Source organism: Castellaniella sp. FW104-7C03 (genome assembly GCF_040276085.1).
In the GTDB taxonomy this organism is placed as follows: Bacteria; Pseudomonadota; Gammaproteobacteria; order Burkholderiales; family Burkholderiaceae_B; genus Castellaniella.
Window position 1 is genome coordinate 77,770 of record NZ_JBELOK010000009.1, and the last position, 22,688, is coordinate 100,457.

Annotated in this window: 21 protein-coding genes; 8 read left to right on the forward strand and 13 right to left on the reverse strand. The window is 61.1% G+C overall.

What is annotated here, in order from left to right:
* Positions 1-3: 3 nt before the first annotated feature.
* The 11 genes from ABS758_RS11740 to ABS758_RS11790 all read right to left on the reverse strand — a co-directional run bounded on the left by ABS758_RS11740 (position 4) and on the right by ABS758_RS11790 (position 12,410).
* Complete coding sequence (locus tag ABS758_RS11740; RefSeq protein ID WP_350382947.1) at positions 4-1,830, reverse strand: DUF3141 domain-containing protein; 1,827 nt, start codon at positions 1,828-1,830, stop codon at positions 4-6.
* A 50-nt stretch (positions 1,831-1,880) separates the two neighbouring features.
* Entirely contained in the window at positions 1,881-4,313 is a 2,433-nt protein-coding gene (locus tag ABS758_RS11745) for a copper-transporting P-type ATPase (protein ID WP_350382944.1), read from the reverse strand.
* 343 nt (positions 4,314-4,656) lie between these two features.
* Positions 4,657-5,157 (reverse strand): TPM domain-containing protein, encoded by a 501-nt coding sequence (locus ABS758_RS11750; RefSeq protein ID WP_066459619.1) that lies wholly within the window; start codon positions 5,155-5,157, stop codon positions 4,657-4,659.
* Between the two features lie 2 nt (positions 5,158-5,159).
* Positions 5,160-5,990: a TPM domain-containing protein gene (locus tag ABS758_RS11755; RefSeq protein ID WP_066459661.1), complete on the reverse strand. Its 831-nt coding sequence runs from the start codon at positions 5,988-5,990 to the stop codon at positions 5,160-5,162.
* Positions 5,991-6,013: 23 nt separating this feature from the next.
* Positions 6,014-6,646 (reverse strand): LemA family protein, encoded by a 633-nt coding sequence (locus ABS758_RS11760; RefSeq protein ID WP_066459621.1) that lies wholly within the window; start codon positions 6,644-6,646, stop codon positions 6,014-6,016.
* A gap of 36 nt (positions 6,647-6,682) precedes the next feature.
* Positions 6,683-7,750 (reverse strand): YncE family protein, encoded by a 1,068-nt coding sequence (locus tag ABS758_RS11765; RefSeq protein WP_066459622.1) that lies wholly within the window; start codon positions 7,748-7,750, stop codon positions 6,683-6,685.
* 238 nt (positions 7,751-7,988) lie between these two features.
* Positions 7,989-9,944 carry a protein-disulfide reductase DsbD gene (dsbD, locus tag ABS758_RS11770; protein ID WP_084386798.1) on the reverse strand — a complete coding sequence of 652 codons (1,956 nt, stop codon included), beginning with the start codon at positions 9,942-9,944 and terminating at the stop codon, positions 7,989-7,991.
* A gap of 33 nt (positions 9,945-9,977) precedes the next feature.
* On the reverse strand, positions 9,978-10,949 hold the full coding sequence (locus ABS758_RS11775; RefSeq protein ID WP_066459623.1) for a F510_1955 family glycosylhydrolase: 972 nt from the start codon (positions 10,947-10,949) through the stop codon (positions 9,978-9,980).
* Between the two features lie 233 nt (positions 10,950-11,182).
* Positions 11,183-11,590, reverse strand: a complete 408-nt coding sequence (locus ABS758_RS11780; protein ID WP_066459625.1) for a hypothetical protein — start codon at positions 11,588-11,590, stop codon at positions 11,183-11,185.
* Positions 11,591-11,595: 5 nt separating this feature from the next.
* Positions 11,596-11,955 carry a hypothetical protein gene (locus ABS758_RS11785; protein WP_298016075.1) on the reverse strand — a complete coding sequence of 120 codons (360 nt, stop codon included), beginning with the start codon at positions 11,953-11,955 and terminating at the stop codon, positions 11,596-11,598.
* Positions 11,956-11,972: 17 nt separating this feature from the next.
* Positions 11,973-12,410 (reverse strand): cupin domain-containing protein, encoded by a 438-nt coding sequence (locus ABS758_RS11790; RefSeq protein WP_066459632.1) that lies wholly within the window; start codon positions 12,408-12,410, stop codon positions 11,973-11,975.
* A gap of 213 nt (positions 12,411-12,623) precedes the next feature.
* Between ABS758_RS11790 and ABS758_RS11795 the strand changes: the two genes are divergently transcribed.
* The 8 genes from ABS758_RS11795 to ssb all read left to right on the forward strand — a co-directional run bounded on the left by ABS758_RS11795 (position 12,624) and on the right by ssb (position 19,119).
* Positions 12,624-13,310 carry a heavy metal response regulator transcription factor gene (locus ABS758_RS11795; RefSeq protein ID WP_066459634.1) on the forward strand — a complete coding sequence of 229 codons (687 nt, stop codon included), beginning with the start codon at positions 12,624-12,626 and terminating at the stop codon, positions 13,308-13,310.
* Between the two features lie 3 nt (positions 13,311-13,313).
* Positions 13,314-14,711, forward strand: coding sequence for a Cu(+)/Ag(+) sensor histidine kinase (locus ABS758_RS11800; protein WP_066459636.1), 1,398 nt, complete (start codon positions 13,314-13,316; stop codon positions 14,709-14,711).
* A 54-nt stretch (positions 14,712-14,765) separates the two neighbouring features.
* Positions 14,766-14,990 carry a hypothetical protein gene (locus ABS758_RS11805; protein ID WP_066459637.1) on the forward strand — a complete coding sequence of 75 codons (225 nt, stop codon included), beginning with the start codon at positions 14,766-14,768 and terminating at the stop codon, positions 14,988-14,990.
* Positions 14,980-15,930 carry an LssY C-terminal domain-containing protein gene (locus tag ABS758_RS11810; protein WP_350383066.1) on the forward strand — a complete coding sequence of 317 codons (951 nt, stop codon included), beginning with the start codon at positions 14,980-14,982 and terminating at the stop codon, positions 15,928-15,930. Before ABS758_RS11805 ends, ABS758_RS11810 begins: the two co-directional genes overlap by 11 nt.
* Positions 15,927-16,142, forward strand: a complete 216-nt coding sequence (locus ABS758_RS11815; RefSeq protein ID WP_084386800.1) for a diacylglycerol kinase — start codon at positions 15,927-15,929, stop codon at positions 16,140-16,142. The genes ABS758_RS11810 and ABS758_RS11815 overlap by 4 nt, the downstream gene beginning before the upstream one ends.
* Positions 16,143-16,575: 433 nt before the next feature.
* Positions 16,576-17,106, forward strand: a complete 531-nt coding sequence (locus ABS758_RS11820) for a JAB domain-containing protein (RefSeq protein WP_066459643.1) — start codon at positions 16,576-16,578, stop codon at positions 17,104-17,106.
* 661 nt (positions 17,107-17,767) lie between these two features.
* Complete coding sequence (locus ABS758_RS11825) at positions 17,768-18,574, forward strand: DUF3560 domain-containing protein (protein WP_345797797.1); 807 nt, start codon at positions 17,768-17,770, stop codon at positions 18,572-18,574.
* A gap of 71 nt (positions 18,575-18,645) precedes the next feature.
* Positions 18,646-19,119 (forward strand): single-stranded DNA-binding protein, encoded by a 474-nt coding sequence (ssb, locus tag ABS758_RS11830; RefSeq protein WP_345797798.1) that lies wholly within the window; start codon positions 18,646-18,648, stop codon positions 19,117-19,119.
* A 344-nt stretch (positions 19,120-19,463) separates the two neighbouring features.
* On the opposite strand, the gene ABS758_RS11835 is transcribed toward ssb, so the two are convergent.
* Both ABS758_RS11835 and mobF read right to left on the reverse strand, forming a co-directional pair.
* Positions 19,464-19,613, reverse strand: a complete 150-nt coding sequence (locus ABS758_RS11835) for a hypothetical protein (RefSeq protein ID WP_350382935.1) — start codon at positions 19,611-19,613, stop codon at positions 19,464-19,466.
* A gap of 150 nt (positions 19,614-19,763) precedes the next feature.
* The gene (gene mobF, locus ABS758_RS11840; protein WP_350382933.1) at positions 19,764-22,673 is read right to left on the reverse strand and encodes a MobF family relaxase; all 2,910 of its coding nucleotides are present in this window, start codon (positions 22,671-22,673) and stop codon (positions 19,764-19,766) included.
* Positions 22,674-22,688: the final 15 nt, after the last annotated feature.

Sequence of the window (22,688 nt, forward strand, 5' to 3'; positions counted from 1 at the left end):
TCCTTACACTTCCTTATTGTGGGAATGGGGTGTCTCTGTCTCGCTCTTGTCGAGCCATGACCCGCCATAGAGCCCCTCGAACACCTTCTCGAAGACGCTGTCGCGAGTCGTGCCAACCTGCGTCAGTGTCGAGGCGATCGAGTCGCTCACCAATGTCTCCCATTGCCGGTAGGGGCTGCTGCTATCGACCGGCGTTGGTGTGGTCTCCACCCTCTCGGCCAGCCACTTCACGCCGCCCATCCAGGGCGCGAAGCGTTCCGAGAACATCAGCCGGCTGGTCCGTGCCGGATGCAGCTGACGCAGCATTTTGGCCGACCAGGGGGTGGTGGCCAGCCGCACCCAGGGTCCGACGAAGGTCTCGTAGAGGGCCACGTTGCGCGCGGAGAGGGCTTTTACCTGCTTGAACGCCGCCGTCTGGTCAGCGTAATCCAGGTCTTCCACTCGACGCTCCTCGAAACGCACCTGGAACTCGGGCTTGTGGCAGTCCGGGTCGCCAGTGGGATTGTCGATCTTCATCTCGTAGAGCCCCGGGGCAAGCTCATTGAGGTCGCCGACACTCTCGAGGATCGCCCGGTGCTCCAATCGTGCGACCTTGGCGGACACGAAGATTCCCAGATGGCCCACGTGCGGGTTGAGCAGATAGACGATGCGCTGATCGGCGGCCTTGAGCGCCTCGGTGCTCGGATACACCGCCGGGATCCAGTTGAGCGCCTGGTGCGGCGGGGTGATGTTGTCGCCGCTGGAGGCGAAGATCACCAGCGGGTTGCGGATGCGCTTGAGGTCGACGGTACAACCGGAGCAGATTTCAAACTCGCCACGCTCGATCTCGTTACCGATGAAGAGGTTTTCGACAATGGCAACGATCTCTTCCTTGCTCAGGCTATAGAAGCCGGTCCACCAGCGCTCAAAATCCAGAAAGCGCTCGCGCTGGCCATCGATGTCGGCAAATAACTGGTAATCCTTCTGCCACAAGGTATTTGCGGGCTTGAGGGATTCGAAGTTGGCCGCCAGATGGGCGCCGTCAAAACGCCCGTCCCCCAGGTCCGCCAGCAGGTGCGTCATCCAGGCGCCACCCAGCAGTCCGCCGGCCAGGCGCATGGGATTGACCCCGGATTCGCCAGACCAGTAAGACAGCGGTGAGCCGTTCAGTACCGCCGGTCCGACCAGACCTACGCAATCAGCCGAGAGCAGCGCAATGGCCCAGCCCGCCTGACAGTTGCCGTAGAGCACCGGTGGCTTGCCTGGATACCGCTCGGCCAGCGTCTCGACGAAGCGTCGCAGGACATGCAGTACGTCTTCCAGCGTCTGCCCGGGCATGGGCTCCGGAAAGAAGATCACGAAGTAGACCGGGTGCCCCTCGTGCAGCGCCATGCCCACTTCGGAGTCTTGTTTGAAACCGCCGATGCCCGGGCCATGACCGGCGCGCGGGTCGACGATCATCACCGGCGGCTTGGTCTCGTCAAGGCAGTCTTCCAGACAGTCTTCGCCGACCCGGGTGATACGCAGCAAGGCATAGTTGGCGGGGCGCTCCAGTCGGCGGCCGTCCAGAATCATCTCATAGTCGAAGTCGAGCAGTGGCGGCATGCCGGCCTGCTCATGCTCGAGCATGTTGTCGGCACGCTGGCGCAGCGTATCCAGGTAGCGCAGGCCGCGCCGCCACAGGTCGGCCTGGTAGGCGAGTAGTTCCGCTGCGGGATTGCTTGGAATGGTGGTGTGGTCGAGCTCACGGGCAGTCTTCTGGTCGGCCGCCGTCTGGGAGGAAGCGGGTTGACGCTCGCGAGGAGCTTTACGCACCGCAGGGGTTTTGACTGTCGATGGTTTGGCATTCATTGTGGCTTACCTCGCGGTGTGCAAATCTGATTTAATCAAGGTGGCCTGGATCAAATCTTCTCGCTGCGCAGGCGCAGCGCATTCAAGACCACCGACAGCGAGGAGGCGGTCATCGCAAAGGCGGCAAACATGGGTCCGATCAGGATGCCGAAGAACGGATAGAGGATCCCGGCGGCGATCGGCACGCCCGCGCCGTTATAGATCAGTGCAAAGAACAGGTTCTGCCTGATGTTGCGCATGGTGGCCAGCGCCAGCTTGCGGGCGCGCACGATGCCATCGAGATTGCCCTTGACCAGGGTGAAACCCGCGCTTTCGATCGCCACGTCGGCGCCGGTGCCCATGGCAATGCCGACGTCGGCCTGCGCCAGTGCCGGGGCATCGTTGACCCCGTCGCCCGCCATCGCCACCCTGCGGCCTTTGGCCTGCAGCTCGCGGATGATGCGCGCCTTGTCCTCGGGCAGCACGTCGGCGCGGATTTCATCGATCCCCAGGCGCGCGGCTACCGCCTTCGCGGTGCGCTCGTTGTCGCCCGTGGCCATGATGATGCGAAAACCCAGTTTGTGCAGTGCCTTGAGGGCATCGGGCGTGGTTTCTTTCACCGGGTCGGCGACGCTGACCAGCCCGGCGATGGCGCCGTCGAGTACCACGAACATGACCGTCTCGCCCTCGTCGCGGCGCGCGTTGGCGACAGCGGCCAGTGGGCCGCCATCGAGGCCCAGCTCGGCCATCAGCCTGGCATTGCCGAGCGCCACCTGGTGGCCATCGACCACACCTTTGACGCCCATGCCGGTCACGGCCTCGAAATCATCGGCCTTGCCCAATTCGACTCCGCGCTCCTCGGCGCCGGCGACGATGGCGGCGGCCAGCGGGTGCTCGGATCCTATTTCCAGCGTCGCCGCCAGCCGCAGCACCTCGGCCTCGTCGTGCCCGGCTTCGGGCAGCACGGCGACGAGCTTGGGCTTGCCTTCGGTCAGGGTGCCGGTCTTGTCGACAATCAGCGTGTCGACCTTGGCGAAGCGCTCCAGCGCCTCGGCGTTCTTGATCAGCACCCCCAGCTGCGCGCCGCGCCCGGTGGCCGTCATGATCGACATCGGCGTGGCGAGCCCCAGTGCGCAGGGGCAGGCGATGATCAGCACCGCCACCGCCGAGACCAGCGCGTAGGCCAATGCCGGCACCGGCCCCCAGATCGCCCAGGCGATGAAGGACAAGATCGCAACGCCAATGACCGCGGGGACGAACCAGCCCGCCACTTTATCGGCAAACTTCTGGATTGGCGCGCGTGAGCGCTGGGCGTTGGCCACCATCTCGACGATCTGGCTGAGCGTGGTATCGGCACCGACCCGGGTGGCTTGCATGATGAGGCTGCCGGTGCCGTTGAGGGTGGCACCGGTGACCTTGTCGTCCTTGGTTTTTTCCACCGGGATTGGCTCACCGGAGATCATCGATTCGTCGATGGCAGAACGGCCCTCGAGCACCACGCCGTCCACCGGCACCTTGTCGCCGGGGCGCACGCGCAGGTGATCGCCCACCCGCACGGCTTCCAGGGGGATTTCTTCCTCGGTACCGTCAGGGCGGATCACCCGGGCGGTCTTGGCGGCCATGTCCAGTAGCGCACGGATCGCCTTGCCGGTGCCTTCACGGGCACGAAGCTCCATGACTTGGCCAAGCAGCACCAGGGCAACGATGACTGCCGCGGCCTCGAAATAGATTCCGACCTGGCCGCTTACGGGGTCGCGAAAGCCTTCCGGGAAGATGCCCGGCACCAGCACCGCGACGATCGAGAAGAGATAGGCCGCGGCGACCCCCATGCCGATCAGGCTGAACATGTTGAGGTTCATGGTGCGAAACGAATTCCAGCCGCGCACGAAAAATGGCCAGCCCGACCACAGGATCACCGGGGTGCTGAACACGAGCTCGATCCACATCGAGGTTCGTTCACCGAAGAAGTCGCGAATCGCCGTGAGGCCCAGATAAGGAGCCATCGCCAGCACTAGCACCGGGATCGTGAGGACGGCCGCGACCCAGAAGCGGCGGGTGAAATCCACCAGTTCGGGATTGGGCCCCTCGTCGCCGGCCGCGGCGGATTCCAGCTCCAGGCCCATGCCACACAGGGGACAGGCGCCGTGCGTGGTCTGCCGCACCTCGGGGTGCATCGGGCAGGTGTAGACCGCACCGACATAGCCGGCGGGCACCTGGTCGTACTGGCCGCCGCGAACCGGCGCAGCGGTTTCATGGCCGGCTTGATGGGCGTGCCCGTGCCCGTGACCATGGCCATGACCCTTGTCATGGCGGGACTGCGCCTGTGGCTCGCCGCTTTGCACGGGCACCAGGTGCATGCCGCACTTCGGACAGTCACCGGGCTGATCGGAGATCACCTCGGGGTGCATCGGGCAGGTGTATTGGGTAGAGGTGGTGTATTGGGCAGCCCCTTGTTTACCGTGCTGCGCGTGTTCGGGTCGTTTTATGGGCTGCTGCTGAGTCATGGAGTCGTCTCCGTTACTGTGGGTAAGGCGGTGGCACGTACGGTCCTGTTTCGCGTAACCAATATTGCGTTGCCGTCTACACAAAAATCGTTGATGCATAAGATCACGCTGGCGCCTGGCATTGGGCGCTAATAAGCAACCCACGCAGCTATTGCATTGATATATAAGAGTCTAGCGAGGTGTTCATGTCAATCAGATGACACCATCATGACAATTCTGTAATGTCATGGTGGCGCAAGCTTGGTTGGTGCATCGTGACCGGTGACCGTCAGTGAGCCGAGACCCCATGATTTGATGACTCGTCTGGGCTGCCTTTGCGATTGATGCTCTTGCCCTGGCCGTGTCATCGCAGTACCGCTGGTTCATCGGGCAACTCGTTTGCGTATTGGCCACTGGCCGGGAAGTGTGTTACCAAGTGTTGTGTCACCATCCGGATACCATCCACCACACCACTTTCGAACTCGAATTGTTTGAAGGCGGATTCCATCTGACGGCACACCGCATTCCATTCGCCCTGGCTGACCTTCTCGTGAATGCCCCGGTCCGCCACGATCTCTACCGCGTGATCGGCGAGCAGCAGGTAGATCAACAAGCCGTTATTGTGTTGGGTGTCCCACACCCGAAGCTGCGAGAACAGCTCGATTGCCCGTTCACGGGCCGACTGTGCGTGCAACAGCGCGCGAAACTCCAGCGAACCCTCGATCGCGATGCGGATCTCGCCGTCGTGCCTGGCCTCGCTATCCTTGATCGCCCGCTCGATCGCCACCATTGCACTGCGGGGGAAGCACCGCTGGACATACCAGTCGGTTGTCAGCAGGTGACACACGATGCGCGGGCTCTTCATGGTCACCACCTGCCCGAGGCGCCACCGCCACCGAAGCCACCACCACCGCCGCGAAAGCCGCCGCCACGATGACCACGGCCGCCGCGGTATAGACCCCCCAACCCGTGCAAGGCCCGGCCGCCACCCATCAAGGTGAACAGCAGCGCCGCGATGGCCGAAAAAAGCGCGATCGATAGCGCACCGACCATGAGCCATGCCACCGCGCCCACCACACCGCCCGTGACGACAGCACCCGGTACCCTACCTATCGTCGAGCGCAGCAGACCGCCCAGGGCGAGGGCCACGATGAAGAGAACAGGGCCGTAGCGCTGGATGTCACCCTGGGGGGCAGGGCCCCTGTCTTCTGGCGCTGGCAAGGCCTCGCCGTCGACAGTGCGGATAATCTGCCCAACCCCGGCGGCGATGCCGCCGTAGAAGTCCTGCTGCCTGAATCGGGGCAGGATGAGCTCGCTGATAATGCGCCCGGAGGTGAGATCAGTGAGTGCGCCTTCCAGACCATAGCCGACCTCGATGCGCACTGTGCGGTCGTCTTTGGCCACCACAAGAATCGCGCCGTCGTCGACTTTTGCGCGTCCCGGTTTCCATTGCTCGGCAACACGCAACGAGAACTGCTCGATCTGCTCGGGTGCAGTCGATGCGACGATCAGCACCGCGATTTGTGTGCCTTTCCTGGCCTCGAAGTCGGTCAGCGCCTGCTCCAGCGTGGCCTTCTGCTCAGTGTCCAGGGTCTTGGTCTGGTCGATGACGTGCCCCGTCAATGGGGGCACGGGCACTTGCGCTATGGCAAGCGCGCTCCAGACGAGCGAACTGGCCAGCAGCAGGGCGCCGACAATCCGGCCTACCGTCTCGCCAATGGTCACCGCACCGCCCCGGACGTTGCCGGTATCGCACCGCCGACCGGTTTCTCAAAGCTGACGTTGGGTGGCTTTGCTATTTCCTTCTCGTTTTCGACAGTGAAGTTGGGCTTTTCCTTGTAGCCAAACAACATTGCAGTCAGATTGGAAGGAAAGGTTCGTACCGTCACGTTGTAGTCTTGCACGGACTTGATATAACGGTTGCGCGCTACGGTGATGCGGTTCTCGGTGCCTTCCAACTGTGCCGACAGGTCGCGGAATCCCTGGTTGCTCCGCAGGGCCGGGTAGTTCTCGGAGACAGCCATGAGCCGCGACAAGGCGCCCGTCAGCTGGCCTTGCGCCTGCTGGAATTTCTGGAACGCTTCGGGGTTGTTGAGCAGCTCGGCAGTCGCCTGAATCGAGGTGGCCCTTGAGCGTGCCTCGATCACTTGCGTCAATGTGCTCTGTTCGAAATTTGCCTCGCCCTTGACCGTGTTCACCAGGTTGGGGATCAGGTCCGCGCGGCGCTGATACTGATTGACCACTTCTGACCAACTCGCCTTGACTTGCTCGTCTGAACTCTGGAATGTGTTGTAGCCGCAGCCGGCCAGGCTCAGAGCCAGTATCGCCGCAAAAATGGCCTTCAGTATCCGCATGTTCGGGTCTCCATGTGAGAGAGCTGGGAATGGGGCTTACGGGATGGACCGATAGGTAATGCCGTTGGGATTGGGCCCCACCCGGTATGTGGCGACAACCTCCTGTGTGCTGGTGTCTATCGCGCTGACCGTGTCGTCCTGATTGTTTGTGACAAAGACAAAGCCCCCCTCACTGCTGGCGACAACCCCATGGGCGCCCATGCCCGTGGTCACCGTGGCTTGAACGCTTTGACTTTTCACATCAATGACAGAGACCGTGTTGTCGGGCTCGCTCTCGCTGCCCTGATTGGCGACGTAAACCTTGCTGCCATCCGCGGTTGTGTATAGCTGGATGGGATTGCGGCCAACCTTTATGCGATTGAGCACCTGTCTGGTGACGGTGTCGATGATCGCCACACTATTTTCATCCCGCAGCGATACATAGACCTGTGCTCCATCAGGCGTAAAGGCAACTTGAACCGGGGCCTTGCCAACAGGGATGCGTGCGGATTCTTTGAGATTTTGGGTATTTATGACGGATACGTTGTTATCGGTGACGTTGGCGACATACAGTTCTTGCCCATTGGGGCTCAGACGCAAGCCGTGAGGAAACGCTCCGGTGGGAATCTCGGCGATGATTTTCTTGTGCTGAATGTCAACGACCGAGACCTGATTGGCCTCGGAGTTGGTGATATAGGCACGATCACCCTTTTCGCTTGTCACAACATGGGCAGGGTGACCGCCTGAAGGCAGCGTCGCCAATGTCTTGTCGATCTGGCCGGCATCGATCAATAGTAATTTGGCGTCGTTACCATCTTCAGAACTGGCGTGCGTATCGGTCTTCTCACCAGCTTGGTCATTGCCCATACCGTGCCCGGCCATACCGGTCATCGCCGGCATGCCAACGGCAAGAACCGTCTTTCCATCAGGGGAGATCTGGACATTATGCGGGATGACGGATACCTTCGCCGTGTGTACGGCGCCGGTACGCAAGGTGATCTCGCTCACGGAGCCGTCGCCTTCATTGGCGCTGTACACAACGCCGTTCGGTAGCGTTGCCGCCTGGACCGCCCCGGCAGCCAGCGTGAGGGCAATCGAAGCAAGAAGAGGGTGTATTTGAAGCATTGTCGGATCTCCGGTTCGAAACGGTTGTAACCATTGAAAGTCATGTCATTGAAAGCAGCAGTGCTGCCCATCGATCACTGTATCGATCCATCCCTGACGGATTGATGACGCGCTAATTACAATCTTGTAATGTGGCGCGATTCACGTGTTTTATCGACATGCGAGGCGTCCCGGCGCCGGGCAGACTGCCCGATGCGCAAGGGTTACGGCACAATGCGACGGTTCTGGAAGAACCCAATCAAAGCGGGATGGCCGAGTCCAGCGACTTCAGGAATTGTTTTGGCGATTGGAAGCCGATGACTTGAAAGTCGATTTCTTTGCCTTTCCTGTCAAAGAAAAGGATCCCGGGAGGCCCAAAAAGTGCAAAACGCTTGAGTAGCGCTTGATCATCCGCATTGTTTGCCGTCACGTCAGCTTGCAGCAGGATGACGTCCTTCAAGCGCCCCCGGACTCGCGGGTCGGTAAAGGTGAAACGATCCATTTCCTTACACGATATACACCATTCCGCCCAAAAATCGAGCATCACGTAACGGCCGTCTGCCGCCTGCAATTGTGACTCCAGGTCAGCCAGATTCTTGATGGGCCTGAATGTAATCTCGGTTGCAGCGCTGCCTGCTGGCGTGGTGGTGTTTACGCTCCTGAGGGCAGCCAAGGGCTGCAGCACATCTCGGCTGCCTGAAAGGCCGCCGATGAGTAGCGCGAGGCCGAGTGTCAAGGCAATGATCCCAATACCTTTTCCGAAACGCATATATCCTGCCGAGCTCGCAGGCAAGGGGTCCAAGGCCCTGAGATACATCGCCGATATGATGAGCAGAATGGCCCATAAGAACAGATGCACCACGGCGGGGATGACTGGGGAGACGAGGTAAATGGCCACGGCCAGCAGGGTCACGCCAAAGAAATGCTGGACGGATTTCATCCAGGGGCCGGCTTTTGGCAGCAAGGCGCCGGCGCTTGTGCCAAAGATCAGGAGTGGCACGCCCATGCCGATGGCGAGCGAGAAAAGCGCCATGCCGCCGACCACGGCGTCACCCGTTTGCCCAATGTACAGTAGCGCACCTGCCAGGGGCGCAGCCACGCACGGCCCCACGATCACGGCAGACAGCACGCCCATCAGAAAGACGCCAAACAGCCTGCCGCCTGGTGTGCGGTTGGCTGCGCGCGTCAGGCGGCTTTGAATCGCAGCGGGCATCTGCAACTGGTAAAAACCGAACATGGATAACGCAAGCAATACAAAGACTGTCGCGAAGCCGCCCAGGACCCACGGGTTTTGCAGATAGGCCGATAGCATCGTACCGGCAAGTCCAGCCGCAATGCCCGCCAGCGTATAGGTCATTGCCATGGCGAGCACATAGACCAATGAGAGGCCAAAGGCCTGGCGTCGCGTGGCGTGGTGGCCCTGTCCGACGATAATCCCCGACAGAATCGGGATCATGGGAAGCATGCACGGGGTGAACGCCAGGATCAGGCCAAAACCAAAGAATGCGGTAACCAGTGCCCACGCATTGCCTTGTGCGAACAAATTACCGATTACGCTGGTCTCTGATAGGCTGGTGTTGGATCGCGGTTCACGGATATCGGTCGCAGCGGCTGGCGCCGTGGGAGCCGTGCGAGTAGAAGCAACGGAGGCATTGGCCTGGGCCAGTGGCACCGTGAGCGTCTTCTCGATGGGCGGATAACAAACACCTGAGGGATCATTGCAACCCTGATAGGATGCGAACAAGGTCAGGGATTGCCGGGCCGCACTGTCAGCCGGCCGGTCCAGGGCAATGACGGCTTCTACGGGCTCGTAATAGACCTCTTCTTCCCCGAAGGTTGGGTCGTCTTTGAGCTTGCCGGAGGGTAACGATGTGCTGGCAATCGTGATGTCCGGAGAATCCGGCAGGCTGAACGCAATCCGGCTACGGTACAAATAATAGCCCTTGGCGGGGGTCAGTGTGGCGACAAGCGTGTTGAAATCCCGCGCCACGACCGAAATCTGAAATGCCTTCTCGGGTGGCAACAGCCCTGGCTCGGAGGACGACCCATCAAAAAGACCGGTTATCGATTTGAAAAGACCTTTTGAAGGGGTGAAGACCTGTGTTTGCGTACTACTAGAGCCAGGCGAAGCGTCACGGGGTGGTTCGTGGCTGGCGCCGTATGCCCACGATGAGACCAGCAAGAGTAGGGTGGCAATCAATCGTGTCACGTTCACAGCAAGCGTCCATCATTCAAAGCATTCTGCGTCTTACTTATCAAGCGTCGTGCCATATTTCGCAATCTGCGTCCAGGTCGCACCACGATCTTGAGTGACATAGGCATTACGTTTGAAGGTGGCGATCGCGAGATCGTCGTGGCGGGCAGGGTTCTGGGCAATGAACGCCACGGCGTCTTCGTCCAGTGCGGGAAGCTTGATCTTTTCATTGGCCTCACCGTCCTTCAGGCTCATGCGAGTCAGCATGGGGGAATTCGCATAACTGCTGACCCAAAGGTGCTCTCCATCCAGATCGAACCACTGCGCGAGCACCTGAGTGTTCCCGACCCGCGGTTCAAAATGGTTGCCTGCATCGCGCGACAGGTACAAGCCGTCGGCAGCGCCCACGGCCACGATATTGGCATCATTGGGGTGCACCGCCAGGCTGTTGATTTTAGTTTTCAGGCCATCGGCGGCTGCCTGCGTCCAGATCAGACCGTCTGTCCGGGTCATATACAGGCCAGGCTGGCGCATCCGGGTGTTGGGACGATAATTCAGAACATAAACCGCATTGGTTTCGTAGCTGGTGGCCAAGGTGTGGAAATCGGACTCGCCTTCCAGGCTCAGTTGCTGCCAGGTTTTACCCGCATCGGTGCTTTTGATGAGACCGAACGGGTTCACCAGATTCGAGCCAGCCGCGGGATGGCCGCTGCTGTAAAGCGCGTCACGGGTGGCCGCGAACCCCATGTAATCATGCTCGGGCCCGGGCATTTTTGCCCATCGTCCTTCCGCATACGCCGCAATGCCGTAATGGCTCGGGATGAACAGCTGTTGACCGTCCGCACTATAGGCAAGCCCGTGCACGTGCGCGAGTTCAACCGGCGCTGTCTGGGCCGAAACCTTTGTACTTTGCGCATCGGCCGTGGCTGGCTGCGTGCCGGCGACTGCGACGCCAGATCCGCCCAATGTCAATAGTGTGGCGAAGCTTGTTGCCGCCAGAGCGGTAAAAATTGTTTTAGAACGCATCACGTGATATCCGTTAGTCCGAAATATTCTTCCATGAGTTTGTCATGGGTCCAGATTGCCGAGGTCACCATGAATGGGCGACAAGCAGGACATTTTATCGTTCCCTTGCTTGCAATCGGATGACGCCTTCATTACAACTTTGTCATGTGAGGGCATACACATACGCATACGGTACGTAGGGGCATACGGCGTGCGCGTGCCCTGCCTTGAACTCCCGGTTTGGGGGCAATGCTTTACGAATACCACCGCAGGAAGGCGGCCGCAGTCAGTGCGACGATAGCCAGCACGGCCAGGGTTTGCCAGACCATCGTGGCGCGTCGGCCCGTGTACAGGTCACGCGCGCGCAGCGATACGGCAATAAGCACAAACGCGGTGATGGCGCACACGATCTTGACGGTCAGCGCCACGATGGCAATGCCGTGAATGTCGGGCAGCTGGCGGTAGAAGTAGAGACTCACCAGCCCAAACAAGGTGCCGCTGGCGATTTGTACTGCCCACCCCGACAAGGTCAGCCACAGTACGCCGCGCTCACGTGCAGGCTGGCCGGTGATCAGGCGATAGAGCGGCGCAGCCACCACGACCACTGCGCCAAAGTTGTGGCCAACCTGGGTCAGCGCGTAGACAAGGTTTTGCCAGTTCAAAGCACTTATCCGACCTGAATGCTGACGCAATCCTCGGCGCCGGTAGCGACGTGAGCCCGGTTGGCCACCTGGATGCAGATGGCGTGCTTTCCTGGTGACAGGTCCATACCGTCGAGCGTGAAACTGCCCTTGAGCTGGCGTGTTTGTCCCACCAGTTCACCGTCCACGTAGACGTGCAGATGGTCCACTTGGGGGCCAGGCGCAGCGCTAAAGACGAGTTCGTCCGGATTTTTAACCTTGAGTGTCACACCATCCTTCAGCGAAGCGGCCGAGACAGCCCCTTCAGCGCCCAGGCTGGGGGCCGCCAGCAGTGCCGATCCCGAGACCAGAGCGGCAAACAATGCTATTACGCGAAAAGATATCATGCGGATTCCAACATTCCTTATTGACCCTTGGGCGTATCCCAGATGACGAAGTCATGGTCATTGCTGTCGGCAACGAAGATGGCCAACAGCTTTGCAGGTTCGGTGTCGCTCGCGTTTTCACTGACAACGTGGTGATCACCCGGCTTTTCGGTCCAGCTCTCGCCCGCGTGAAAGACCATCTCCTGGCCGTCGTTGACCTTGCTGCGAATGGCACCGGACAGGACGTAGGCGAGAATGAATGCAGCGCCGTGGCGGTGTGGTGGAGATTTTACCCCCGGTGCGTAGTCCACTATGACTCCGGTCAGTGATTTGCCCGGAGCGTTTGCGATGGGCTGCTGGAACGCTTGTGTGATGGCCTGGCCCTGCTGAGCAGGCTCGGCCGCCAGGACTGCAGGGCTTGCACTGGCTAGAAAAGCGGCTGCTGAGATTGCCAAGCTTAAAATTCGTATCCTCATTTTCCTTACCTCTTGCTCCTGGCTTCACGTGCTCCGAGCTTGAGGATAGGCGTTTTTTATTGAAAAGGCACATTACAATTTTGTAATCCGTCTGTCATCCTGCTGTCAGTCGCAGGTCAGTAGAGTGTTATATGGGCCCGGACGATGTCGGGTCAGGGTGTTGGCCGCAAGTCGGGTGTGGCACAGAAGCGCGTTGCAGGAGCGATCACCGATATGAAACTGCTCATTGTTGAAGATGAGATAAAAACCGGCGACTACGTGCGTCAAGGCCTGGTGGAATCCGGTTTTGTGGTCGATCTGGCCCGCACGGGTCTGGATGGGCGCCATCTCGCCCTGACGGAACTCTATGACTTGATCATTCTTGACGTCATGCTCCCGGACGTTGATGGTTGGCACATCTTGCAAGCCTTGCGCGAGGCGAAGTTGTGTACCCCGGTGCTTTTTTTGACTGCACGCGATAGCGTAGAGGATCGTGTCAAAGGACTGGAACTTGGGGCCGACGACTATCTGATCAAACCCTTTGCATTTTCGGAACTGCTCGCCCGGGTGCGTACCTTGCTGCGTCGGGGGGCCGCGCCGGTGTTCAATGACCAGTTGCAGGTCGCGGACCTCGTGCTGGACATCCCGCGCAGGCAAGCCCGGCGCAAGGACGTGCGCATCACTCTGACAAACAAGGAGTTCGCGCTTCTGGAGCTTCTGGTGCGGCGCCAGGGCGAGGTCTTGCCGCGCTCCCTCATTGCCTCGCAGGTCTGGGATATGAATTTTGACAGCGACACCAATGTGATCGATGTGGCCATTCGCCGTTTGCGTGCCAAGATCGATGAGGCATTTGAGCCCAAGCTCATTCATACCGTGCGGGGCATGGGCTATATGCTCGACATCGGTGGCAAGGTCGGCTGAACCGTGACGCACCGCCCCGCCTCTCTGGCACTGCGCCTGACTTTGTCCATTGGGGCCGTCATTACGGTGGTCCTGCTGACGTTCGGATGGGTGGTTGAGCGCTCCATCAGCGATCATTTTGCCCAACAGGATGTCGACGAGCTCAACGCGGTCGTTCAGGCCCTGCAGCAATCGTTGTCGGCCTCTCCCATAGACGAAGCGCCAGCAGCGCTTCGGCGCCGGCTGGCCGCTGCCGTGTCGGGACATCATGATGCCGAGTACAGAATATCGGATGCGAGCGGTGCCGTGATCTACGCAACGCCTGGTTCGGCCCTTGACAGGTTTTCCCGCTTGCCACCGTCGGGAAACAAGGTGGATATCGGGTCGGTAAGAATCTGGCAAGATGATGGTCGGACGTATCGAGGGGCGGTCGTACGGCTTGTGCCGCACGCGGCTTCAGCCAATACACCCTGGACCGTTACCGTTGCGACAGGCATCGATTTTCACCTACGCTATTTCCGGAGCTTTCGCGATTATCTGAGGTTGATAACGCTTGCTGCCGCTTTGATTGCCATTTTGGCCATCTGGTTCGCGGTGTATCAGGGCCACGCGCCCATACGACGAATCAGTCGGGAAATGCGGCGCATCAAATCCGATCAATTGTATATTCGGCTCGCACCGGAGGCTGTGCCGGCGGAACTGACGGAGCTTGCGATATCGTTCAATGACATGCTTGACCGCATCGAAAGCGTCTTTCGCAGGCTTTCCAACTTTTCGGCAGATATTGCCCATGAAATGCGCACCCCCATCACCAACTTGATGACTCAAACAGAAGTTGCGCTATCCCAGGTGCGTAGCGTCGAGCAGTATCGTGAAGTCCTGTACTCCAATCTGGAAGAATATGAGCGCATGGCCAAAATGGTGAGCGACATGCTGTTTCTGGCGCAGGCCGATAATAAATTGCTCAAACCGGAAATGGTTGCCGTTGACCTCGCTGACGAAGTGCGCGGCTTGTTTGACTACTTCGAGGCCTGGGCCGAGGAGCGCGCTGTGGCGCTCATCCTGGCCGGCCCGGATGTGTGCGTGCAAGGCGACCGCCTGATGATCCGCCGCGCCTTGAGCAATCTGCTGTCCAACGCGATTCGCCACACGCCGAAGGGCGCCGCCGTCAGGGTCTCGATAAGCGCGACCGATGACACCGGGGTGCTGCGCGTGCAGAACCCGGCATCCGCAATATCGCCCGAACACCTGCCTCATCTTTTTGACCGATTCTATCGGCCCGATAGCTCCAGGCAGCGCGGTGAGGACGGCGCCGGTCTTGGCCTGGCCATCGTCAAGTCCATCGTTGAGGCGCATGGCGGTTCAGTGAGTGCCTCATCGTCGGAGAATCTGATCACATTCGAGATGATATTGCCCACTTGAGGCCGTCTCGAAGACTGAGATCGATCGTAATTAATTCTTGTTGCAGGAGTCGCAATGAAAACAACTTCTCTGGAGCGGAGTCTGCTGAAGGTGTATCGGCAGGCTGTCCGTCAAGATAACTGGATCGTCGCCGAGCATCTGCTGGCCGCCATTGAAGCGTGTGCACCGCCTGAATATGCGATGACCGACGCCGTGGCCGAAGCTTACTTCGCGTTGCTGACCGTCGAGGCGACTCCACCCCAACAAACACCGGCGACAAGATCAATGCCTGGTACTTGACCTTCACTGTCATTTTCAGAAGGCGGCCGCTGCGCTTGTCCTCCTGGTCGGCTTGAGCCGCATCATGCTCGGCGTGCACTATCTGAGTGACGTCTGGGCAGGTTACCTGGTTGGTGCACTTTGGCTTATTGTGGGCATCAGCCTGACGGAATGGCTGAGTGCAGGCGGGCAAATTGCTTGGAATACACCAACCGAACGCCGCCGAAAAACGGCGGCGTTCGGCCTAGTCGCCATCGCGGCCGCCGGGTTCGTTACCTATGTCCACACTCGCACGCTGCCAGCCCCGCCTCCCGCGGCGAAAACAGTCATCCAGGTCAATCGTCCATTGGACGAAATGCTGCGTGCTCAAAAACTTGCGAGCACATCGTCTCTGCTCGGCGCGTCTGAACAACCGCTATCGTTTGCCGTCGTCACACCAAGCGCGGAGGCATTGTCCGCTCTTCTGAGCCGAGCAGGCTGGTTCCCTGCCGACAGTCCGGATCCGAAAAACCTGCTGCGCCTTGCCCGACAGGGTCTGGACTACACCACGGCACCGCTCGCGCCGGCGTTCTGGAACAACCGTGTCAACGATCTGGCTTTCGAACGGCCGATTCAGAATTCGCAGGATAAGGCGGTCGCCACCGTCCGACTATGGCAAACCCCTTTTCGTGTCGGTCCGAACCAGATCTTTGTGGGGGTGGCGCGGACATATGATGGTATCCGCTGGGGCATTCTGCACACGGTCTCGCCCGATGTGGATGCGGCAGCCGAGCGATTCGTCGAATCGCTCAAACAGTCCGGACGACCGCTCACGATCTGCCAACGCGCGTTGACCGCCCCGATGACGGGCTCGTACCTGATGGGCGACCGTTTCTTCACACGGGGACAGCTATGGCTGCTCGATCCGGGTGGCCGCACCGATGCCGCAGATATCTGCGGCGCTCACGGGTCGAGGCAATGAAAAACCAGTCGTTCCCGAAAAAAGTCCGCAATGCGCTCTCCGGCATCGGTTTCGCGTGGGCTGAAGAACAAAATTTTCGCGCGCAGGTGGTTCTCGTCGCGGTCGTCTTTGGCGTGTTTTCCATTGTTCGGCCAGCCGCGTTTTGGTGGGCACTTATCGTGCTATGCGTCGCGTTGGTACTCGCTGCGGAGTTGGCGAACTCGGCCATCTAGGCACTGACCGACACCGCCATGAGACCCAGATTTATTGATAACTCGAGGTGCTCTAAAGTCAGACCGTCCTCCGTCCAGTAGCGGCGCTCGCCGCGCGGCCGGTATCCGCTGTCCATCTTCACGGCGCGGGCAGCCATTGCCCTGATCTCGCCGCCTAAAACGCCGACTGTATCACTGTGCTCCTTCCTGCAAGGGGTGTGCTTCGCCGGGTACTCACCCGGTCCCTTCGTCTCTCTTCGTTCTCCTTCGGGCTGCGGCTTGCGTGCCCGCCCCTTTCCGGTCGTCCCTGCGTGATCCAGCGCGGCAAGGCGACGAACTCACGGCAACGGTGGCACTCCGGGCCAGACGTAGGTCTGCGGACACCGCAAAACCTACGAAAGGCTCGGAATCTTCGGCCCCGGTAGCCGGTTAACCCAGAAAGGAGAAAGCACCCATGAAGACGAACAGCATTGCCGCGCTGAGCTATGACAACATGAATGACGCACACCCCCTGTATGTGCGCAGCCCCAACGGCCGCTACAAGCCCGCCACGGATGATCAGATCCTGGCCGCTGGCCGGATCGCGGCCGAAAGCTTGATTCCCGCGACCGACATGATGGGAAATCCGGACCGGGTGGCGCAGTTCTTTCAATCGAAGCTGGCTGGGTTGGGCCATGAATGCGCCGCGTTCCTGTATCTGGACACACAGCTGAAGCCCATCCGATACATTGAACAGGGCAATGGGACGCTGAACCACGCCAGCATCTACCCGCGCGAGATCGTGAAGACGGCGCTTCGGCTCAATTCGGCCGCGCTCATGATGGCCCATAACCACCCCTCGGGTCTGGCTGAACCCAGCCCGGCGGATCTGGCCCTGACGCGGCAGCTGAAGCAGGCGCTGGCCTTGATCGATGTGCGGTTTCTGGATCACATCATCGTGAGCGCCACTGAGACCACGTCGCTGGCCTCGCGCGGGCAGATGTAAGGCATGGGGCAGGGCGGGGATCCGTCCTGTCCTGGTCGCCTGGCTGATTGAGCCTGATCATCGGCCAAGGCGGCAGATGGCATGATCGGTTGATCATGAGGATGGGGGCATTCAGCCGGCCCCTGCCGTGCGTCTGGGGTCGCCCGCCAGGGGCCAGGAAGTAGTGCAGTGCCACAACGACAACACCGACCGGGTCAGGGTGCCCCGGTCGGTGTTGTCATCTGGTGCCGATGGCAAGGGTCTCTGCGGGAATGCGGGCCATGGCCCAGTCAGAGCCCCGAGGGTGCGGGGCTGGGGGCGCTTGCCGCGCGGCTGCCGTGTGGGGTCATCGCTTGGGGATCGGGCCGTGATCCCGTCTTCCGTGACTCCCGCCGCCTGAAACGCCGACGTGTACCACTTCCGCTTCTCTCTGCAAGGGGTGCGCTTTGCCAGGTACTCACCCGGTCCCTGCGCCGGTGGCTTCGGGCTGCGGCTTGCGTGCCTGCCCCTTTCCGCTCTGCGCTGCGTGGTCCAGATCGGCACGGCGACGGAACTCACGGAAGACGGCGGCAAGACCGGAAAACCAGCGTAGACCCCACACGGCAGATTGTCGTTCCGGCTCAAGAATCTTCGGATCCGGTCAGCTGAAAAGCAGTTCAACCCTTGTTTTGGAGATCAGACCATGAACACTTTTGAGGCCAAGCAGGCAGCCCGTACGGCCCGCTATGAAACCTGCGCAGGGCAGGCACATGCGCAATCCGATGCGGTCGCGTCCCAGGCCAGCCGCATGGCCGATGCCATCCCCATGGGCCAGCCCATCCTGGTGGGGCACCATTCGGAACGATCCGACCGCCGGTACCGGGAACGGATCAGTCGAGGCTTTGAAAAGTCTTTCGATCTGCGGAAAAAGGCCGAACACTACGCCGACAAGGCCGCTGCAGTGGGCAAAGGCGGGATTTCCAGCGACGACCCGGCCGCTATCGAGAAACTGCAGGCCAAGCTGGCCAGCCTGCAGGCGATTCAGGAAACGATGAAGGCGATCAATGCCATTTTGCGCCGCCATGCGAAGGCCGGCGCCGATGCGCAGGTGGCCGCCCTGGTGGATTCTGGCCTGACCTACGAAGAACGCGCCCGCGAGCTGGTGACGCCCGACTATGCCGGTCGGACCGGCTTTGCGCCATATCAGCTGCAGAACAACAATGCCAATATCCACCGCCTCATGGCCCGCATCAAGGAGTTGGAATACGCGGCCGAGCGCACCGAGACTGAGCAGGCAGGCAACGGCTATACCTACCGCGAGGATCCGCAGGAAAACCGCGCCATGTTCCTGTTTGACGGCAAACCCGCCAAGGACACCCGCGACGTGTTGAAGCGCCACGGCTTTCGCTGGAGCCCGACACGCAGCGCCTGGGTGCGCCAACTGACGGGTAACGCCCAATGGGCCGCCAAGGATGTGATCCGCCACCTGGACGAATTGAACCAGGCTTGACCACCTTATCCGCCCTGGGCCGGATCCCGGCCTGGGGCATCCCCCCAGACTTTCAATATTGGAGAATCACCATGGCATCATTGAACCGCGCGACCCTCATCGGCAACCTGGGCAAGGACCCGGAGATCCGCTACACGCCTGACGGTGCCGCCGTCTGCAACGTGTCGATTGCCACCACCAGCACCTGGCGCGACAAGGCCAGCGGCGAGCGCCGCGAAGAAACCGAATGGCACCGCGTCGTGTTCTACGGCCGACAGGCCGAGATCGCAGGCGAATACCTGAAGAAGGGCCGTACCGTGTTTGTGGAAGGGCGCTTGAAGACCCGCAAATGGCAGGACAAGGACAGCGGCACCGACCGCTACAGCACCGAGATCATCGCCGACCAGATGCAGATGCTGGGCGGACGGGATGACGGCCCGGCGGGTGAGGCGAAGGCGGCGGCCGCAGCAGGCAGGGCGAAGGGACGTAGTGGGCAGGTTCCGACACGCGCGCCAGCCCCGGCGGCTGGATCCGCCGCGCTGGAAGAGTCGGATATTCCGTTCTGAGAGACTGCATGAGCCCGGCCGGGTGATCCTGGCCCTGTCCCGCATGGCACCCTGGCCCGGCTTTGTCCGGGCCTTGTTGTGTTCTGGCCTGGTGGCTTTTGTGGGCTGCTGCTGGTGGGCCTGGTGGTGGCCATTCTGGATCCGCTCTGTGCATCTTGTGGCCTGCCTGATGCTGATGTCTGGCCCCGTTCCCAGGCTTCGCCTGGGGCCCTGTGCTGTGACGCTGCCTGTCCGGTTTCCGGTCAGGCTGGGCCGTTCAGTCCCCAAATTCGCTGCGCTTCTTTGTGGCCTTAAACGTCCCACACATGACGCACCCCTAGCGGGGTGAGAAAAATCTTTGTGGATCAATGGCTTGGCGGAAACAGGCCGGTTTTGGTGATGTAGGACAGATAGGGCACTGGAATGGCGCAAGCCATTGATCCAGCGGGGAGGACGGCGGCTACGACTGTGGCCGAATAGCGCGTAGACATTTTGGCCGAGACAAGAAGTTTCATGTCGGAGCCATGCGGGATACGCCACGGATACAAACCAGATGCGCGATGGAGCCAGAGCGGCTACAGCTTCGGGACGAGAGAGGGATACTTCGGAGGCAATTAAGGGCCATTCTGGGGGCATCCGGCAGGCTGTTTGAGAGCAGAAAGGCGTCAACTGATCTCCATTGAAGGTTCTGCCTCCTGTTGCTGGGCTGCATCGGGCCCCTGCAGGTGCAGAGTGGGGCTCTCGACTTGTGCCGGGGCCAGGTCATGCGCCAGCCCCTTGACCCCCAGCCGGTCCACCCGTTCGGGCAGCTTGTCGGCGTCATCTGTGAACACCACGACCTCATGCCGCTCGCGCGAGATGCTGACGTAGTAGGTGTCCTGGGCCGTGGTGCGGCTGAAGCTTTCCGCGTTGTACAGCACCCGGTCGCAGGTCAGACCCTGAGCGCTGTGCGCCGTGGTGGTGTAGGCATAGTCCAGGTGCAGCGGCCGGTCAGTCGGCAGGGTGATGCTTTTGTCGCCAGTTTCGATGGTGACGGCGCTGGCCTCGATGGCGACGACCTTCGCCAGCTGGCCGTTGACCAGGTCATGCTGGGCATCGTTGCGCGTGATGCGCACCTGGTCGCCCACGGACAGTTCCGATTCGTTCAGGTGATAGACCGAAAGCTTGCCCATGGTGCGAGGGATGAGCTCGATGGGCTCAGGTTTTGATGCGCCAGGGTTCACAGCCTGCACCGTGATGCGGTCATGGCGGGGGATGCCAGTCACCCGGTACAGTGCCCCGCGCTTCAAGCCGCACTGGTAATCGCGTTCGGGCACGACGATATCGCCCACGGTGTAATACCGGGCGACACTGCGCTCGGCCCGTGTGGTGTCGTGGCGGGCCAGCAGCTGGCAGCATTGGCCCTTGCCCTTCAGGCCGCGCAGGGCGTGGATGCGGGCATTGATGGCCTGGCGCGAGGCATTGGTGCCGGTCACGACAATGGTGCTGGCCTGTTGATCGGCAGACAGTCCCACATAGGCCTGGGCGATGGCCTTATATCGGGCCGAGCAGTCGCGGGTTTTGTGGCCATGTTCATCGATGCTGAACTGATCCGGGATGGTCAGCACACGATCCAGTAAGGGCAGGGAGCGGCTGGCCTCACCACGGGCGGCCAATTGCACGGCCTGGCGCAGCCGTTCGGATCGCTGACGCTGGATGTCGCCCATGAGCACGGTCTTCATGCCGTGTTCCTGCAGCATGGCAAAGGCGCGGCCCGCCTCGATGGCCTTGGTCTGGGCTGTGTCGCCCAGCAGCACCACCTTCGCGCCGGTGGGCTGGATGAGCGCCAGGAGCTTATCCATCTGGCGCACGGGCACGACCCCGGCCTCGTCGATCACCACTACGGTCTGTGGGCCCAGCTGGCTGGTGAAGGGCCGCTTGTCGCGGGCGGCCAGGACCGAAGCCACCGTATTGGCGGGTACGCCATCCTTGTGCAGATTGCGAACCATGTCGCCGTAGGGGGCGAGTGCCACCAGGCTGTGGCCCTGCAGCTGCAGGATGGCCTGGGCGTTTTGCAGAGCAAAGGATTTGCCGGTCCCGGCCAGGCCCTGGATGCCGCTGATCTGATCGGTGTCGCTGGCAATCAGCATCACGGCTTCGCGCTGGCCTGGGGTCAGGCGCTTATCCAGCCCGGATTCAGCCACAGTGCTGGCGATGGGGGCCTGCCAGGCACGGCGGCCGCTGGCTTCAGTCACCAGGATGCGGGATTCGGCCTCATAGGCCTTGCGTGTGGCGTAGCGTGGGCTTTCCATCAAGAGCCGTCCTTGGGTGATGGCCTGATCGACTAGCTGCAGAGCGGCGTCCTGCGAAGTGCCGCGCAGGCGCACGACTTCGGCCGCCCAGCCGTCTCGGGTCATGGGAGCTGCCTTCATGTCCTGCGTGCTGCGATAGTGTGGGGCTTCCTGGATCAGTGTCTCTGCCTGTACCCGCGCCTGGATGGCCGACTGGATGGCGGTGACATCCGCATGACCGCCCGCGTGGCGCACGGCACTTTGCAGCAGATCGGCCAGCGACATGACGGATTCGCGCTCGGCCAGGTGCTGGATTGCCCAGTCCAGCGATGCCTGGGCGACCAGATCAGAGGCCTTGCTGGTGTCCCTGGTTTCCTGCTGTGGCTGGATGGCCGCCTGCGGGCCTGTCCGGTCAAACCGCATGCCAATGGCTTTGGCCGATGCCTGCCATTCCTGCTGCAGATCAGCCCGACTGTAGGCCTGAATCTTCTGTTGCCGATGGGCGAGGGTGATGCCCTGGCGCAAGGCGTGCGGAGCCTGGTCGCGGCTGGTACCGCGTGCGGCGAGCTCTGCCGTGATGCCCGCGCTGCGCTTGCTGAAGAATTCGATTTGTTCCCGGCTGATGTGGGCAAGCTCAATGTGGTTTTTCTCGTGGCGCACGGCATAGCCCAGCGCCCGGACGTTGCGCTCCAGCGTTGCCTGGTAGATGGAGTCTGTCACCCGCAGCAGCTGGAAGATCTGCTCGTTGGACAGCGCCACCCACTGGCCATCGGCCCGCTGCGTCAGATTCATCAGCAGCGCGTGGACGTGCAGATGCGGGTCCGGTGCGGCGTCTTCCGTGGGCCGGGCCGTTTCGTGGCGAAACTTGGCGATGATGAGGTTGCCCGTGTGCTCCACCCGCGACTTGCCGCCTTCTTTTCTGCGACCCATGGCCAAGTGCTGCTCGACGTAAGTCAGGGCCGTGGCCACCGCGTCATCGTTCGCCTGGATCAGGCGCTCGTCGCCACCGATGAGGGCCTGCAGCGTGACGCTTTTGGGGGCTCCGAAAGTCAGATCCAGGGCAGCGCGGGCCTTGGCGTCCTTGCGCACGGATTGACTGGCCGTGATGCCATGGCCAAAATCACCCTGCAGCATGGCTTTGAACCGGGCGGAATCGATGGTGCCGATAGCGCCCAAGCGCCGGGCACCATTACCTTGCCAGGCAGCGGCGCTGCCGTCTCGGCTGTAATAGTCGTCGGCCTGGTCGGCGTAATAGTGGGTGGCAAGAGCCGCACGGGCCCGATAGATCTGGCTGTGCGAGATCATGGGTGCTCCGGGAAG